The 16137-nt window shown below is 64.9% G+C and carries 12 protein-coding genes, 1 pseudogene and 1 other annotated feature; of the genes and pseudogenes, 5 read left to right on the plus strand and 8 right to left on the minus strand.

From position 1 onward, the window contains the following. Positions 1-12: 12 nt before the first annotated feature. Positions 13-651: a c-type cytochrome gene (locus AC097L_RS20370; protein WP_479588545.1), complete on the minus strand. Its 639-nt coding sequence runs from the start codon at positions 649-651 to the stop codon at positions 13-15. Positions 652-854: 203 nt separating this feature from the next. On the opposite strand from AC097L_RS20370, the gene yihA reads away from it, so the two are divergent. Further along, positions 855-1637: a ribosome biogenesis GTP-binding protein YihA/YsxC gene (gene yihA, locus AC097L_RS20375; protein ID WP_479588546.1), complete on the plus strand. Its 783-nt coding sequence runs from the start codon at positions 855-857 to the stop codon at positions 1635-1637. Between the two features lie 64 nt (positions 1638-1701). On the opposite strand, the gene AC097L_RS20380 is transcribed toward yihA, so the two are convergent. Together AC097L_RS20380 and AC097L_RS20385 are read right to left on the minus strand one after the other, a co-directional pair. After that, the gene (locus AC097L_RS20380; RefSeq protein ID WP_479588547.1) at positions 1702-2568 is read right to left on the minus strand and encodes a lysophospholipid acyltransferase family protein; all 867 of its coding nucleotides are present in this window, start codon (positions 2566-2568) and stop codon (positions 1702-1704) included. Positions 2569-2593: 25 nt separating this feature from the next. Continuing rightward, positions 2594-3442 carry a lysophospholipid acyltransferase family protein gene (locus AC097L_RS20385; protein WP_479588548.1) on the minus strand — a complete coding sequence of 283 codons (849 nt, stop codon included), beginning with the start codon at positions 3440-3442 and terminating at the stop codon, positions 2594-2596. Positions 3443-3578: 136 nt separating this feature from the next. On the opposite strand from AC097L_RS20385, the gene metK reads away from it, so the two are divergent. Together metK and AC097L_RS20395 are read left to right on the plus strand one after the other, a co-directional pair. Beyond that, positions 3579-4766: a methionine adenosyltransferase gene (gene metK / locus AC097L_RS20390; RefSeq protein ID WP_479588549.1), complete on the plus strand. Its 1188-nt coding sequence runs from the start codon at positions 3579-3581 to the stop codon at positions 4764-4766. Between the two features lie 147 nt (positions 4767-4913). Next, positions 4914-6137: a multidrug effflux MFS transporter gene (locus AC097L_RS20395; protein WP_479588560.1), complete on the plus strand. Its 1224-nt coding sequence runs from the start codon at positions 4914-4916 to the stop codon at positions 6135-6137. A gap of 139 nt (positions 6138-6276) precedes the next feature. Here AC097L_RS20395 and galE read toward each other — a convergent pair whose 3' ends face one another. Beyond that, positions 6277-7293 carry a UDP-glucose 4-epimerase GalE gene (gene galE, locus AC097L_RS20400; RefSeq protein ID WP_479588550.1) on the minus strand — a complete coding sequence of 339 codons (1017 nt, stop codon included), beginning with the start codon at positions 7291-7293 and terminating at the stop codon, positions 6277-6279. Between the two features lie 148 nt (positions 7294-7441). Between galE and AC097L_RS20405 the strand changes: the two genes are divergently transcribed. Beyond that, entirely contained in the window at positions 7442-8776 is a 1335-nt protein-coding gene (locus AC097L_RS20405) for a diguanylate cyclase domain-containing protein (protein ID WP_479588551.1), read from the plus strand. A gap of 76 nt (positions 8777-8852) precedes the next feature. On the opposite strand, the gene pdeM is transcribed toward AC097L_RS20405, so the two are convergent. From pdeM to AC097L_RS20425, 4 genes are read right to left on the minus strand one after another with little or no spacing between them, the layout of a single operon-like run. Continuing rightward, positions 8853-9554 (minus strand): ligase-associated DNA damage response endonuclease PdeM, encoded by a 702-nt coding sequence (gene pdeM / locus AC097L_RS20410; protein ID WP_479588552.1) that lies wholly within the window; start codon positions 9552-9554, stop codon positions 8853-8855. A 7-nt stretch (positions 9555-9561) separates the two neighbouring features. Continuing rightward, positions 9562-12231, minus strand: coding sequence for a ligase-associated DNA damage response DEXH box helicase (locus AC097L_RS20415; protein WP_479588553.1), 2670 nt, complete (start codon positions 12229-12231; stop codon positions 9562-9564). Next, the gene (locus tag AC097L_RS20420) at positions 12231-13886 is read right to left on the minus strand and encodes an ATP-dependent DNA ligase (protein ID WP_479588554.1); all 1656 of its coding nucleotides are present in this window, start codon (positions 13884-13886) and stop codon (positions 12231-12233) included. The genes AC097L_RS20415 and AC097L_RS20420 overlap by 1 nt, the downstream gene beginning before the upstream one ends. Further along, positions 13883-14962, minus strand: a complete 1080-nt coding sequence (locus tag AC097L_RS20425; RefSeq protein ID WP_479588555.1) for a ligase-associated DNA damage response exonuclease — start codon at positions 14960-14962, stop codon at positions 13883-13885. Before AC097L_RS20425 ends, AC097L_RS20420 begins: the two co-directional genes overlap by 4 nt. A gap of 163 nt (positions 14963-15125) precedes the next feature. Between AC097L_RS20425 and AC097L_RS20430 the strand changes: the two are divergent. Then, positions 15126-15886, plus strand: a pseudogene (locus tag AC097L_RS20430) (IS3 family transposase); the annotation flags it as partial. After that, positions 15390-15508, plus strand: a sequence feature (AL1L pseudoknot). (Overlaps the previous pseudogene by 119 nt.) Positions 15887-16137 lie beyond the last annotated feature (251 nt).

The following is a 16137-nucleotide window of genomic DNA, read 5'->3' on the forward strand; positions in this document are numbered from 1 at the left end:
GCCGGGCCGCGATCAATGCAGGCCAGCGATGTAATCGGCCACCGCCTTGATTTCGCGGTCGTTCAGCTTGGCAGCCACCATGGTCATTTGCACGCTGTTCTTACGGCCACCGTCACGGAAGGTGGTCAATTGCGCGGCCACATAGTCGGCATGCTGGCCGCCAAGGCGGGGGTACTGGGCCGGAATGCCAGCACCGTTGGGGCTGTGGCAGCCTGCGCAGGCAGCGATTTGGCGGTCGGCAATGCCACCGCGGTAAATGCGTTCACCCAAGGCCACCAACTCTTTGTCTTTGGCAAAACCGGGTTTGATCGGCTTGGACGTGACCCAGTAGGCGATGTTGCGCATGTCGTCATCGCTCAGGGTGGTGGCGAAACCCTTCATGATGGCGTTGTTGCGCTTGCCGGACTTGAATTCCTGCAGCTGCTTCACCAAATACTGGGGGTGCTGCTGCGACAACTTGGGGTTGGCGGCAATGCCCGAATTGCCGTCGGCACCGTGGCAGGCTGCGCACACCGCGGTAAAGCTGGCCTCGCCTTTGACCAGATCGGGCTTGGCGGCCATAGGCGCAGCGGGCTTTTCCTCGGCGGCAAAAGTCGACACAAAGGGGCTCACCAGCGCGGCGGCGGTCAACAGAGAGACAAGTAGCTTCATATTCGAGGGGGCCTATCGATTTGTCTTTTTCGGGGGCGCTTCTAGGGCACTTTGGGGGCTATTCTGGGGCGCGCAAGCCGTTGATTCTACAATGCAGGCCCGGTTCTCTTTACGAGAACCCCTTGAACACAACGAGCGCAGCACCTGCACTCAGGGCTACAGACCCTGAAGCAAGTCACTGGGCTTTGTCCTCCGAAGATTCCATGATTCCTACCTCTCCCCCGGCAGCCGACGGCGCGCCCTTGCTTCCCCGAACGTCCTTGCCGCCCGCCAAAAGCCCGGCGGTCATCGCCTCGGGCTGGATGCACACGGCCAAGTTCCTGACCACCGCGCCGCAACTGCACCATCTGCCCCCGCTGACCGTGCCTGAAATTGCCTTTGTGGGCCGCTCCAACGCGGGCAAATCCACCTGCATCAACACCCTGACGCAGCAAAAGCAGCTCGCCTACGCCTCCAAAAAACCCGGCCGCACGCAGAACATCAACCTGTTCAGCCTGGGCAAACAGGGCGTGACCGACGCAGTGCTGGCCGACTTGCCCGGCTACGGTTACGCGGCCGTGCCCAAGGCCGACAAAATCCGCTGGCAGCGCGTGATGGCCAACTATTTGGTAACCCGCGAGAACCTGGTCGGCATCGTGATGATGTGCGACCCGCGCCACGGCCTGACCGAGCTGGACGAAATCTTGCTGGACATCGTGCGCCCCCGCGTCGCCGAAGGCCTGAAGTTTTTGATCTTGCTCACCAAGTCCGACAAGTTGAACCGCGAAGAAGCCACCAAGGCCTTGTCAATCGCGCGCCTGCAGGCCGGTGGCGGCGAGGTCAAACTGTTCTCGGCGTTAAAGAAGCAGGGTATCGACGAAGCCAGCCAGCTGCTGTGGCAGTGGGCGCACCCCGAAGGCGCCGATGCCCCCGCTCCCAGGCACACCGCACCGGTGGTCGACGAGCCCGAGAATCTGGATGGGCCCGAGAACCTCGACGAAAATTAATGGCCTTTTAGGCCTCTAGCGCATATTCCACCTGCGCCATATGCTCCTAAAAGCATAGTAAACCTCAATACACCTCGGGCGCGCCCGGTGGCCGGGTTTTGAATCGCTTATGGACCCAGAAGTACTGCGCGGGCATGGTGGCGATGTAGTCCTGCAGGCGGCGGTTCATCAGGGCGGTGTCGGCTTCGGCATCCGCGCTGGGGAAGTCTTCCCAGGCGGGCAGCACTTCGACTTCATAGCCCCAGTCGGTCATGCGGGTCAGCACCGGCACCACCTTGGCGCGGCCCAGCCGGGCGAAGCGCGACAAGGACGGCACGGTGGCGGCCGCCACACCGTAAAACAGCACAAAAAACGCGTCCTTGGCCCCGAAGTCCATGTCGGGCAGCAGGTACAGCGGCTGGCCCTGGCGCAGCGAGGCGACAATGTCCTTCACGCCTTGGCGGCGGTCAAACAGGCGGGCGTTGCCAAAACGCTGGCGGCCCTGGGCGATCCACGCGTCCATCACCTGGTTGCTTTGGGGGGTAAAGATAGTGTTGAAGTCGCGCGGAATCTGCTGCGACAAGGCGGTAGCCCCCGCGTCCAGCCCCACAAAGTGCGGCACAAACAGCACGGTGGGCGCATCGCCGCTGAGTTGCGCCACCTCGCCCACAATTTTGAGCCGTTGCAAAGTGCGCTCCGGCGCGCCGTGCCACAGCCAGCCCCGGTCCAGCCAGGCCTGGGTGAAATACACAAAGATTTGCCGCACCAGCGCCCGCCGTTCCTGCGCAGACTGCTCTGGAAAGCAGAGTGTGAGGTTGGTGGTGGCGATGGCCCGCCGACCGCCAAGCAGCGCGTACAACAGCATCCCCAGGACCCAGCCCATGCCGCGCACCCAGGCCAGCGGCAGGCGCGCCAGCAGGCGCATGAACACAATCAATCCTTGGGACAGCATCAAAAATCCAAATCAAAAACGGGAATCAGGGGCGCGCTTCTGGCCGCGGCTGCTTGTAGCGCGCGTAGCTCCAGAGGTACATGCCGGGGCGTTGGCGGATCAGGTCTTCCATGGCTGCGTTCAGCGCCGCAGCGGCCACCGCATCGCCCTGGTCCAGCGGCAAATGCAGGGGGTGCACATGGATAACGTAGCCGCGCCCCCAGGGCAGACGGTCGCCCAAGGCTACCAGCATCGGCGCACCGCTTTGCCGGGCCAGGCGCAAGGCCAGGGTCATGGTGTAGGCCGGTCGGCCAAAAAACGGAGCCCACACGCCCTGCCCTTCGCCCGGTACCTGGTCGGGCAGCATGCCCACCACCCGGCCCTGCTTGAGCGACTTGAGGATCATGCGCACGCCGCCGGTGGTGGTGGGCGCGGCCTCTAGCCCCGGCGCGGAGCGGGCGGCCTTGAGCAAGTCATCGAGCCAGGCGAACTTGGACGGCTTGTAGAGGATGGTCATCGCGCCATACTTTTCGCTGAAGCGGGCGGCGTGGGCCTGGGGCACCACCTCGAAGCTGCCCACGTGCGGGGTCATGAAGACCACGCCCTTGCCCAGGGCCAGCGCGGCCTCCAGGTGCTCCACGCCCTGCCATTGGATTTTGGGCAGCTTCTGGGCACGCGGGCGCAGCCACAGCCAGGGCAATTCAGTGGCCAGCTTGCCCGCTTCGGCAATGGCGCGGCGGGCCTGGCGCGGGGCAATGCCGGCCTGGGCCACGTTCGCGTTGAAACGCTTGCGGTAGGTGGGCGATGCCAGGTAAGCCAGCCAGCCCAGTAGCGCACCCAGCATGTGCAGCACCGCCAGCGGCAGGTGGGCGGACCATCGGAACAGCAGGGACATAATTTGTGGCGGTAAAATGACAGGGTCGCTGAGTTAAATGAACTACTTGCAGGGCGACGTTAAACACATCTGCTAAAGCGTTCGCCAAAGCTTCCCAGGCTGGCAACGCGCCATCACCAACACAGGAGTTTACAAAATGGCGAACGACTTTCTTTTCACCTCCGAATCCGTGTCTGAGGGCCACCCCGACAAGGTGGCCGACCAGATTTCGGACGCGATTCTGGACGCCATCTTCCAGCAAGACCCGCTGAGCCGTGTGGCCGCCGAGACGCTAACCAACACCGGCCTGGTCGTGCTGGCCGGTGAAATCACCACCAACGCGCATGTGGACTACATCCAGGTGGCGCGCGACACCATCAAGCGCATCGGCTACGACAACACCGAATACGGCATTGACCACAAGGGCTGCGCGGTCATGGTCTGCTATGACAAGCAGAGCAACGACATCGCCCAGGGCGTAGACCACGCCAGTGACGACCACCTGAACACCGGTGCGGGCGACCAGGGCCTGATGTTCGGTTACGCCTGCAATGAAACGCCCGAGCTGATGCCCGCGCCCATCTACTACGCCCACCGCCTGGTCGAGCGCCAAGCCCAGCTGCGCAAAGATGGCCGCCTGCCGTTCCTGCGCCCCGATGCCAAGAGCCAGGTGACCATGCGCTATGTGGACGGCAAGCCGCACAGCATCGACACCGTGGTGCTGTCCACCCAGCACCACCCCGACCAGTCGGAAACGCCCACCAAGATGAAGGCATCCTTCATCGAAGCAGTGATCGAAGAAATCATCAAGCCGGTGCTGCCCAAAGAGTGGCTGCAAGACACCAAGTATTTGATCAACCCCACGGGCCGCTTCGTCATTGGCGGCCCGCAAGGCGACTGCGGTTTGACCGGCCGCAAGATCATTGTGGACACCTACGGCGGTGCCTGCCCACACGGTGGCGGCGCATTCAGCGGCAAAGACCCGACAAAGGTGGACCGCTCGGCCGCTTACGCCGCCCGCTACGTGGCCAAGAACATCGTAGCCGCCGGCTTAGCGCGCCAGTGCCAGATCCAGGTGGCCTACGCGATTGGCGTGGCGCACCCGATGAACGTGACCATCTACACCGAAGGCACGGGCGTGATCCCCGACGAGCAGATCGCCGAGCTGGTCAAAGCCCACTTCGACCTGCGCCCCAAGGGCATCATCCAGATGCTGGACCTGCTGCGACCGATCTACGAAAAGACCGCGGCCTACGGCCACTTTGGCCGTGAAGAGCCTGAATTTACGTGGGAGCGCACGGACAAGGCGCAGATCCTGCGCGCGGCTGCGGGCCTGAAAGGTTAAGCCAGATGTGACGAAGCACACCATGGTTACAGACATGACGCACGCCATCCAAGGATGCCGTGGAACCGGCTTTGCCGGGCCACTGGCATCGCCCCCTGCAAAGGGGTTGGCGAAAGATGCGCTGCACTGCAGCCTGGGGGTGTGCCTGTGAACCCAAACGCCGCCCAGTTGTGGCCAGCACCACGCTGGGCTCTCGCGATTCTCTTGGCCCTGCTTGGCATGCTGGGGCCGTTCTCCATCGACACCTTCATCCCTGCGTTTGCGGGGATTGCCGCGTCAACGGGTGCTACCCCGGCGCAGATGCAGCAAACGCTATCGGCCTACCTGTTTGGCTTTGCGTTCATGAACCTGTTCCACGGTGCGCTGTCGGACAGCTTTGGCCGCCGCCCGGTGGTGCTGACAGGCTTAGCGATTTTTACCCTGGCCAGCGCGGGCTGTGCACTGTCGCAGAGCATTGGGCAACTGGTGTTCTTTAGAGCGCTGCAGGGCCTGTCAACCGGCGCAGGCATCGTGGTGTCGCGGGCGGTGGTGCGCGATATGTTCCCTCCGGCCGATGCGCAAAAGGTGATGAGCCAGATCACCATCTACTTCGGCGTAGCCCCGGCGATTGCGCCCATCATCGGCGGCTGGCTGTTTGTGCACCTCAACTGGCACAGCATCTTTTGGTTCTTGACTGGTGTGGGCGTGCTGCTGTGGGTGGCCAACTTTCGGTTTTTGCCCGAAACCCTGCATAGGGACCAGCGCCAACCCTTGAACGCCCGGCACCTGCTGCGCGGCTATTGGCAACTGTGCTCGAACCCGCGCTTTGTACTGCTGGCGCTGGCCAGCGGCGTGCCCTTCAACGGCATGTTTTTGTACGTGCTGTCGGCCCCCGAGTTTCTGGGCCACCTGCTGGGGCTGGGGCCGACGCAGTTTTTTTGGTTCTTTGTGCTGACCATCAGCGGCATCATGTCCGGGGCCTGGTTCAGCGGCCGCATGGCGGGCAAAGTACCGGCCAAAACGCAGATCCGCCACGGCTTTGTGACCATGGTGGTGGTGTCGGTGGTGAATGTGCTGGCCAACCTGTTGTTCCCCGCGCACGTCAGCTGGGCACTGTTTCCGGTGGCCATCTTCGCATTTGGCTGGGCCATGATGGTGCCCGCAGTGACCTTGCTGGTGCTAGACCTCTACCCCGAGCGGCGCGGCATGGCATCCAGCCTGCAGGCCTGTTTGGGGTCGACCGCCAACGGGCTGGTGGCCGGGGTGCTGGCCCCGCTGGTGATGCATTCGACCATCGCGTTGGCGTTGGCCTCCATGGCAATGCTCAGCGTGGGTTTGCTGGCCTGGATGTGGCTGCACCACCGCTGGCCAGAAATCGGGCGGGTGGTTTAGAGCACATGCGAAAAATTCACATCTTTAAGCAGATATCCATATCAAATTGATAGCTGCCTGCGCAGATTAAATTTACGCAAGAAGCCTAAAATATGCTCACAGAGATACCGAGTAGATATCCCAAATACGCATACCTTGGTTAACCGACAGCGCTGAATCCGGTCGGATTGGCACTCTGCCAGCGCCAGGCATCGGCACACATCGCATCCAGCCCGCGCTCGGCGCGCCAGCCCAGCAGTTCCAGGGCGGCAGTGGGTTCGGCATAGCAGGCGGCAATGTCGCCGGGCCGCCGGGGGGCGACCTGGTAGGGAACGGGCCGGCCACTGGCTTTTTCAAATGCGTGCACCATGTCCAGCACGCTGTAGCCAATGCCGGTGCCCAGGTTGACGGTCAAAAAGTCGGGTACGGCCTGCAGGCGCTCCAGCGCCTTGAGGTGGCCCACGGCCAGATCGACCACGTGGATGTAGTCGCGCACGCCGGTGCCGTCGGCAGTGGCGTAGTCGTCGCCCCACACATTCAAAAATGCGCGCTGCCCCACGGCCACCTGGGCCACAAACGGCAGCAGGTTGTTGGGCGTGCCGCGCGGGTCTTCGCCAATCAGTCCGCTTTCGTGTGCGCCCACCGGGTTGAAGTAGCGCAGGATGCCAATGCGCCACGACGCGTCGCTGCGGTGCAGGTCGCGCAGCAGGTCTTCCACCATCAGCTTGCTGCGGCCATAGGGGTTGGTGGCGGAGAGCGGGTGGTCCTCAGAAAGCGGCAGGCGCTGCGGATCGCCGTACACCGTGGCCGACGAGCTGAACACCAGCGTCTTCACGCCGCAAGCGCCCATGGCCTCCAGCAGGCGCAGCGTGCCCACCACGTTGTTGTCGTAGTAGCGCAGCGGCTGCTCCACCGATTCGCCCACCGCCTTGAGCCCCGCGCAGTGGATCACCGCCGTGGCCCCGCTGGACTGCAGCGCCGCCGCCAGGGCCGCCACATCGCGGATGTCGCCTTCGATCAACCGGAGCTTTTTGCCTGTGATGCGCTCCACCCGCGCCAGCGACTCGGGCTGGCTGTTGCAAAAGTTGTCGAACACCGTTACGTCCAGGCCTGCATTCAGCAGTTCAACGCAGGTATGGGAGCCAATGTAGCCAGCGCCACCGGTCACAAAAATCATGGATTAGCCTTTGGTTGTGCAAGGCAGCCATGTTAGAGCCAAAGCGCTCCATCGGACCCCATGGCACCGCACCATGCGGAATAGGGACGGAATTTCGCTATGTGTCCTAGCGCCTATACGCGGCGGTGGATTCACCCTATAAACGGCAATGCGCCTCTCAGCTTTCATCCTCTCGAACATGGAAGCCATCCTGCAGGAATGGCAAGACTTCGCCGCCACCCTGGTACCCCCAGGACAAACCATGAACAAGGTGGCGCTGCGCGACCACATCAAACTGGTGTTGGAGACGGTGGCCGCCGATCTGGACCAGCCCCAGACCGAGCGCGATGCCATCGACAAGTCAAAAGGCCTGAGCGAACCGGAGCCAGAAGACACCGCCGCCACCGAGCACGGTAAGGAGCGCCTGGCCTTTGGTTTTGGCCTGGATGCGGCAGTGGCAGAGTACCGCGCCCTGCGCGCCAGCGTCACCCGCCTGTGGCAGAAGTCGCTGAAGGATGAAACCATTCCCGCCACCGCTGTTAGAGACCTGATCCGGTTCAACGAGGCGATTGACCAGGCCATCACTGAATCGGTAACCAGCTATGCGTTTGAAAAGGAACAACTCACCCGGGTGTTTGACACCATTTTGTCGTCGTCGCCCGACCTGAGCTTCACCTTTGACCTGGACGGGCGTTTCGCCTACGCCAACCAGGCCATGACGGCGCTGCTGGGCCGGGGCATGGGCGACATCACCGGCAAGCTGTGCGCCGATGTGGGCCTGCCGGGGGCCGCCGCGCTGCAACACAGCATCACCGCCGTCATCCATTCCAAAAAGCCGGTGCGCGGCGAGATGCGCTACACCGCGGACGACGTGGTCACCGATGTGTACGACTATATTTTTGCGCCCGTGGTGGACGTGGCGGGCGAAGTCGAAGCGGTGGTAGGCACGGCCCGCAACGTCACCGAACGCAAAGCCACCGAAGAGCACAACTGGCGCAGCGCCAATTACGACAGCCTGACCGGACTACCCAACCGGCGGCTGTTCATGGACCGTCTGGATATCCAGCTTCGGCATGCGGCCCGATCCCAATGCCTGTTGGCATTGCTGTTTATCGACCTGGACCACTTTAAAGACATCAACGACAGCCTGGGGCACGACGCAGGCGATGCATTGCTGCGCCAGGCCGCCCAGCGCATCCAGTCGTGCGTACGCAAAGAAGACACGGTAGCGCGCCTGGGCGGCGACGAATTCACCGTCATCCTGCCCGACCTGGGTAGCCTAGAACACGCCAAAACCGTGGCCACCGTGATCCAGCGCGAACTGGCCCGCCCCTTCGACATCGCCCACACAGCACCCCTGGTGTCCGGCAGCATAGGCGTGGCCTTGTACCCGCAGGACGGCCAGACGGTAGGAGATTTGATCAAAAGTGCAGATTCGGCCATGTATTTGGCGAAGCAGGCAGGGCGCAACCAGTTCAGTTTTTGCGATGCGCGGGAGGGGTGAGGTGGGGAATGGACAACAAGCGGGTATAGCTGTAGGTCTGGTTTTGGACGTTGCCGGTGAACCCGACCCTGCAGAATCAAGGCAACGCCGTGACCCGACCGCCCCCCACCGCATAGCAGCGAAGTGTCCCGGGCGGCAAGTCCAGAGTCGTGCCTGTGAAGGCTCCAAACGCGGGCAAGACCATCAGCCTGTTCTCTCCCACTTGCACTTCGCAAAAACAGGGCAGGCGCGTGCGGTCATGGGCGCGGCCACGCAGTTGTACGGCGGGATGGAGATGCCCTGCCAGCGCATATGCGCCCGCTACCGCCTGGGGATGGTGGCAAGCCGCAAACGGACCGATACGGAACGGTTCGTCGTTGACGTCGAAGCGCAGCGATGGAGGCGGGTCTCCGGCGCGGCTGTCGTGGTTGCCGCGCACCAGCATGCAGTCCAGCGCCGTGTGCCGCTCGCGCCATGCGCGCACCGGCTCCATTACCTGCGCCTGCTGCGCCGTTGCCGCGTGCAGGAAATCGCCCAGCACCACCAGATGCCGTACGCCTAGACCGTCAATTAAAGCGCTGAGGCGGTCCAGGTTGTCGCGGGTGGTTCCGGCAGGTACCGGCTGCCCCAGCGCCCGAAATGTGGCCGCCTTGCCCAGGTGCACATCGGCCACAAACAGCGTGCCCTCGCGCGGCCACCACAACGCGCGGTCCGGGAGCAGCACCACCTGCTCGCCCGCCAGCGCAATGCACAGGGCCCCTACCGGGGTGTCAAAGGTCGAAGGATTGAAAGTCGCCATGTCTGGATCATCGCGCCTGGCCAGGGGGTCTGCGCGTGCGCGGACCGCGCCGGCCGGGTGTCTCGCCCCGCGTCTCCAGCGCCAGCGACGCGCCGATGTCCCATTCCGGCGACTCGCGCGAGGCGAAGACGCGGTCCGCAGGCGCGTGCGACGTGCCGACGGCATCCCCGCCCGCGGTGCGCTCCAGCTCCGACACCATGCGCGCAATGCGGTCCCCCAGCGACTCGTTCGTCAGCTTCTCGCGAAAACGTTCCACCATCAGCGGGAAGGCCAGTGGCGTGGGCTTGCGCAGCGCATGCACCCGCAGCGTTTGCCCCTGGATGCGCTCCAGCGCGGCGGTGAGCTGGCGCACGTCGAGCTCCTGCGTCAGCAGTTCCTGCTCGGCCTGCGCCAAAAGCTGGTTCTGCGGGTCGTACTTCTGGAACACCTCAAAGAACAGCGAGGCCGAGGCCTGCAGCTGCCGGTTGCTGCGGCGCTCGCCCGGATGGCTCTGGAAGATCAGCCCAGCGATCCGCGCAATCTCCCGAAACCGCCGCCGCGCCAGCTCGGTCGCGTTGAGGCTGCCCAGCACCTCTGCCAGCAGCTGCTCTCTGGGCGGCAAGGCCAGCAGCGCGGGAAGGCGTTCGGCCCAGTCGATTTCCTTGGCGCTCAGCAGCTCAATGCCGTAGTCGTTCAGTGCGATGGAAAAGGTGCCGGTCTCGGGCTGCGCAGCTCGCCAGGCCACCAATCCGGCCAGACCCAGATGCACCTGCCGGCCCGCGAAGGGATACAGGAACAGATGCCAGCCCTCGCGGGACTTCAGTGTTTCCGCCACCAGCGTATCCGGCGTAGGCACGCCGGACCAGCGGCGCTGGATGTCGATCAGCGGCTTCACGCACTGCATCTCGGGGCTCTCGAAACGGCCTTCGTCGGCGGCCTGCAGCTCGCGCAGCACCGCATCGGCCAGCGTGTTGGACAGCGGCATGCGCCCGCCACTCCAGCGGGGCAGGGCCGCGCGTCCGGACGTGGCGCGCCGCACCAGCGCGGTCATCTGGTCCACCCGCACCAGCTCCAGCAGGCGGCCGCTGAACATGAAGGCATCACCAGGTTTCAGCCGGGCGATGAAGCTTTCCTCCACCGTTCCCAACTTGCTGCCACCCAGATATTGCACGCTAATGGACGCATCGCTGACGATGGTGCCGATGTTGACGCGGTGCCGCCGGGCCAGGCGCGCATCTGGCACGCGCCAGAGCCCTTCTTCGTCGGGCACCACCCGGTGGTAGTCGGGGTAGGCCGCCAGCGACGGCCCGCCCTGGCGCACAAAGTCCAGGCACCATTGCCAGTGCGCGTCCGACATGTCGGCATAGGCGACGGTGGTGCGCACTTCCGCCAGCAAGTCGTCAGGACGGAAGCCCCCGCCCAGCGCGATGGTGACCAGATGCTGCACCATCACATCCAGTGGTTCGCGCGGGCTGAAGCGCGCCTCGATCTGGCCGGTGCGCACCGCCTCGCGCGCGGCGGCGGCCTCGACCAGCTCCAGGCTGTGCGTCGGCACGAGCGTGATGCGCGAGGGGCGCCCCGGCGCGTGGCCCGAGCGGCCCGCCCGCTGCACCAGGCGTGCCACGCCCTTGGCGGAACCAATCTGCAGCACGCGGTCTACCGGCAAAAAGTCCACCCCCAGGTCCAGGCTGGACGTGCAGACCGCCGCTTTGATGCGCCCCTCCTTCAGCCCCAACTCAACCCATTCCCGCACCTCGCGGTCCAGCGAGCCATGGTGCAGCGCCAGCACACCCGCCCAATCGGGGCGCGCCTCCAGCAGGGCGCGGTACCAGCGCTCCGCCTGGGACCGCATATTGGTGAAGACCAGGCAGCTGGCGCTTTCCTCGATGGCCTGTACCACCTGCGGCAGCATGCGCAGGCCCATGTGGCCGGCCCAGGCAAAGCGTTCGGCGGTGGCGGGCAGCAGCGTGTCGATGACCAGGGTTTTGTCGGTCTCGCCCTGCACCATCGCGGGCGGACGGTCCTTGGCATGCGGCACGGTGCCTAGCAGAGTGCGCAGCGCCTCGTCCAGATTGCCCAGCGTAGCCGACAGCCCCCAGGTCATCAGCGCTGGCTGGAAGCCGCGCAGCCGGGCTAGCGCCAGCTGCGTCTGCACGCCGCGCTTGTTGCCCATCAGCTCATGCCATTCGTCGACCACCGTCACGCGCACCTGCCCCAGCAGCTCGCGCGCATCGGCGCGGGACATCAGCAGGGTCAGGCTCTCCGGGGTGGTGACCAGGACTGTGGGTAGCCGCCGGTCTTGCGCGGCGCGCTGGGCGGATGTGGTGTCGCCGCTGCGCAGGCCAGCGGTCCAGCCGGGGCACAGGGCGCGCATGGGATCTTCCAGCGCGCGCAGCGTGTCGGCGGCCAGCGCGCGCATCGGCGTGATCCACAGCACCGTCAGCGGCGGCGCTTTGCTCTTTGTATGCTTGATGCCCTCGGGCGCGACCGCCTCCCGCAAAGCCCCCAGCGCGCCGAGCCAGACCGCCAGCGTCTTGCCGCTGCCTGTGCTCGAATGCAGCAGGCCACTCCGGCCCTGCGCCATCTCGGCCCACACGCGGCGCTGAAAAGGGAATGGCGTCCAGCCCCGGGTGGCGATCCATGCTGCTATGGACGGGTCGATCTTGTCTGGCGTGTGAGCGGTCTTGCGGCCTGCCATCAACCTGCCCCCTGCAGCAGCGCCTGCAAGGTCGCCAACGTATCCGCCTCTGCCACCGGCTTGTCCTCGCGGCGGCGCAGCATGCGCGGAAAGCGCACGGCGATGCCGCTTTTGTGCCGGTTGCTCTTGGCGATGCCTTCAAAGCCCAGCTCGAACACCATCGTCGGCGTGACGCTGCGGACCGGGCCGAAGGTCTCAAGCGTGGTCTTGCGGATCACCGCATCCACCGCGCGGATTTCTTCGTCTGTCAGGCCCGAATAGGCCTTCGCGAACGGGACCAACTGGCGCGCCGGGTCGTCCTGCGCGCCATTCCATACGGCAAAGGTGTAGTCGCTGTAAAGACTAGCGCGCCGCCCGTGGCCGCGCTGGGCGTAGACCAGCACCGCGTCCACCGAGAGCGGATCAATCTTCCACTTCCACCACACGCCCACATCCTTGGTGCGGCCTACGCCGTAGTGCGCGTCCAGGCGTTTGAGCATCATGCCCTCGACGCCGAGCGCCCGCGCCTGTTCGCGCTGGCGTGCCAGGTCCTCCCAGTCGCCGCCTTTGACCAGCGGGCTCAGTTCCAGCTGGGGATGGGGGCAAGACGCGACCAATTGCTCCAGCCGGGTGCGCCGCGCATGCTGTGGCAGCGCGCGCAGATCCTCCCCATCGACCTCCAGCAGGTCGTAGGCACACAGCACCACCGGGATGTCGCGCAGCAGCTTGGCGCCCAGGGTCTTGCGCCCGATGCGCTGCTGCAGTTCCGCGAAGGGCTGGGCACGGCTATCGCGCCAGACCAAAATCTCGCCGTCGAGCACGGTGCCGTCCGGCAGGCCTGCGCCCATCGCCTGCAACTCCGGGAAGCGGTCGCTGACCAGCTCTTCGCCGCGCGACCAGATCCACACCTGCCCCTCACGCTTCACCAACTGCGCGCGGATGCCGTCCCACTTCCATTCGACCAGCCATCCGTCCGCGGGGCCCAGCGCCGCATCGAACTGCGCCAGTGGCAGGTTGAACGGGTGCGCCAGAAAAAACGGATAGGGCTGGCCGCCACGCGCGCCCGTGCCGGCGTTTGCCGCGTCGTCTGGCACGATAAGGGCTTCATATTCCTCGGCAGAGGGCCGCGCGCCGATGTGCGTGTAGCCCATCAGCCGTTGGGCCACCACCTTAGCGTCCACACCGCTTACCGCCGCCAGGGCCTGCGTGACCTGCAGCTTGGAGACGCCGACGCGGAACGCACCGGTGATCAGCTTGAAGTAGACCAGCCGCTGCGTTGCCGCCAGCATGCGCCACTGGGCCTGGAGAACGCGCGCCAGTTCTTCAGGCGCCTGGCCGCGCAAGGGCAGCAGGTGCTGCTCCATCCAGTCGGACAACGGCAGCTCCAGCGCCTCGACGGGGTCGGGCAGCAGCAGCGAAATGGTTTCGGCCAGATCGCCGACCGCCTCGTAGCTTTCGTCAAACAGCCACTCGGGCAGGCCCGCCGCGAGCCGGGCCTGCTCCCGCAACAAGCGTGTCGGCACCAGTTGGCGCGGCTTGCCGCCCGCCAGGAAGTACACCGCCCAGGCAGCATCGCGCGACGGCGCTTCGCGCAGATAGCGCTGCAGTGCGGCCTGCTTGGCCAGGCTGGCGGTCGAGTCGTCCAGCGCACGGTAGAGGTCGGCGAAGCCCTTCATGCGGGGTCGGGTGCCTCGGCGTCAACCGCATCGGCACCGCCGCGGGCGGGCGCTTTGTCGGCATCGTCCGCCTCGTCCTGGTACCCATATTCGGTGCTGAAGCCCTGCGCCTGCAGTCCCTGCTCGCTGAGCCAGCGCACCATTACTGCCACGCTCCCGTGCGTGACGAAAACCCGCTCTGCACCGGTCGCCCGGATCGCCGACTGCAGGCCGGGCCAGTCCGCGTGGTCGGAGACGACAAAGCCGCGGTCTACCCCGCGGCGGCGGCGCGTGCCGCGCAGCTGCATCCAACCGCTGGCGAACGCGTCAGATGGGTTGGTCCCAAAGCGCCGCATCCAGGTGGTGCGCCCGGCCGACGGCGGCGCGATCACCAGCGATTGCGCCAGCGCCGCTTTGTCCAGCGCCGGATCGGTCGCATACCGGGTAGGCGGCAGCGGTACTCCCGCGGCACGGTAGATGGCGTTGATCGGCTCGACCGCGCCGTGCGCCACGATGGGCCCGATCGACGGGTCCACCCCGTGCAGCAGCCGCTGCGCCTTGCCCAGCGCATAGGCATACAGCACCGACGCACGACCAGCCTGGGCGTTGCGCCGCCACCAGGCGTTGATCTCGTTGAACAGCTCGGGCTGTGTCGGCCAGCGGTAGATGGGTAAGCCGAAGGTGGACTCGGTGATGAAGGTGTCGCAGCGCACTGGCGTGAACGGCGCGCAGGTGCCGTCATCTTCCAGCTTGTAATCACCGGACGCGACCCAGACGCGCCCACCATGTTCCAGCCGGACCTGCGACGAGCCCAGCACATGCCCCGCCGGATGCAGCGACAGCCGCACGCCGTGGTGTTCGATGGCCTCACCGTAGGCGAGCGTCTGCAGGGTGATGTCCTGGCCCAGCCGGCGCCGCAGAATGGGTGCGCTGTCGTGGTGGGCCAGGTAATGCGCGCTGCCCCAGCGCGCATGGTCGCTGTGGGCGTGGGTGATGACGGCCCGGTCCACCGGCCGCCAGGGGTCGATATAGAAATCGCCGGGCGGGCAATACAGCCCTTCCGGACGGGCCACGATCAGATCAGCGTCAGCGTGCATATCCATATGTTATGCGGGCAGCAATGCCGGTGCTGTAGGAAGGAGACGCGACCCGGTGCCAAACTGTAGCCCACTGCCCAGAACTGTGCACTGCAAAGATGTCCGGCCTGACGTGAACCGCCCCGGTTTTCGAGGAGGCTCAAATCTCTGAGAGGATTGAGCCATGAAGAAGTCAAACAAGTCTTCACCTGAGGTGCGTGAGCGAGCCGTACGAATGGTGCAGGAGCACCGCGGCGAGTACCCGTCGTTGTGGGCAATCACCCCCAAGATCGGCTGCGTGCCGCAGACGCTGAACGAATGGGTCAAACGCGACGAAGTCGATAGCGGCACCAAGGCCGGCACCACCACGTCGGAGCACGAACGCATGAAAGCGCTGGAGCGCGAGGTGAAGGAACTGAGAAGAGTCAACGAGATACTGAAGCTGGCCAGCGCTTTTTGCCCAGGCGGAGCTCGACCGCCGACTGAAGTGCTGAGAGGCTTCATCGACCAACACCGCCACACGCATATGGGGTCGAGCCGATCTGCAAGGTGCTGCAGATCGCCCCGTCCGGGTACAGGCGGCATGCAGCCCGGCAACGCGATGCGAACTTGGTGCCGCACATCGAGCGTGTCTGGCAGGGCAACCTGCGGGTCTACGGTGCGCACAAGGTCTGGATGCAGATGAACCGGGAAGGCATCACCGTGGCGCGCTGCACAGTCGAGCGCCTCATGCGTCGCCTGGGCTTGCGCGGCGTTGTTCGTGGCAAGATGGTGCGCACCACCGTCAGCGAGCGCAAGACCGTCTGCCCGCTAGACCGGGTAAACCGGCAGTTCCGGGCAGATCGACCCAACCAACTCTGGGTCTCAGACTTCACATACGTCTCGACCTGGCAGGGTTGGCTCTACGTGGCCTTTGTCATCGACGTGTACGCCCGGCGCAAAGTCGAGCACCACCGCCAAATACAGCCAGCCGCTGCGCGTTCGGATGTAGGTGATGTCGGCAACCCATGCCTGGTTTGGGCGCGTCGGATTGAACTGCCGATTCAACACATTGAGCGAGATCGGCAGTGCATGCCGATTGTCTGTCGTATGCACAAACTTGCGCTTGCACGTCGAACGTAGATTGTGTTGCCTCATCAACGGCGCACCCGATACCGGCCCATCACGATCCCACGCGAAGCCACGGCTGTGCGCAA

This window comes from Rhodoferax sp. RT5P35, assembly GCF_056521385.1.

Excerpts from the sequence above, each read along its gene's own strand:
- AC097L_RS20370 (WP_479588545.1), bottom strand. The coding sequence starts at position 651 with ATGAAGCTACTTGTCTCTCTGTTGACCGCCGCCGCGCTGGTGAGCCCC.
- yihA (WP_479588546.1), top strand. The coding sequence starts at position 855 with ATGATTCCTACCTCTCCCCCGGCAGCCGACGGCGCGCCCTTGCTTCCC.
- AC097L_RS20380 (WP_479588547.1), bottom strand. The coding sequence starts at position 2,568 with ATGCTGTCCCAAGGATTGATTGTGTTCATGCGCCTGCTGGCGCGCCTG.
- AC097L_RS20385 (WP_479588548.1), bottom strand. The coding sequence starts at position 3,442 with ATGTCCCTGCTGTTCCGATGGTCCGCCCACCTGCCGCTGGCGGTGCTG.
- metK (WP_479588549.1), top strand. The coding sequence starts at position 3,579 with ATGGCGAACGACTTTCTTTTCACCTCCGAATCCGTGTCTGAGGGCCAC.
- galE (WP_479588550.1), bottom strand. The coding sequence starts at position 7,293 with ATGATTTTTGTGACCGGTGGCGCTGGCTACATTGGCTCCCATACCTGC.
- AC097L_RS20405 (WP_479588551.1), top strand. The coding sequence starts at position 7,442 with ATGCGCCTCTCAGCTTTCATCCTCTCGAACATGGAAGCCATCCTGCAG.
- pdeM (WP_479588552.1), bottom strand. The coding sequence starts at position 9,554 with ATGGCGACTTTCAATCCTTCGACCTTTGACACCCCGGTAGGGGCCCTG.
- AC097L_RS20415 (WP_479588553.1), bottom strand. The coding sequence starts at position 12,231 with ATGGCAGGCCGCAAGACCGCTCACACGCCAGACAAGATCGACCCGTCC.
- AC097L_RS20420 (WP_479588554.1), bottom strand. The coding sequence starts at position 13,886 with ATGAAGGGCTTCGCCGACCTCTACCGTGCGCTGGACGACTCGACCGCC.
- AC097L_RS20425 (WP_479588555.1), bottom strand. The coding sequence starts at position 14,962 with ATGCACGCTGACGCTGATCTGATCGTGGCCCGTCCGGAAGGGCTGTAT.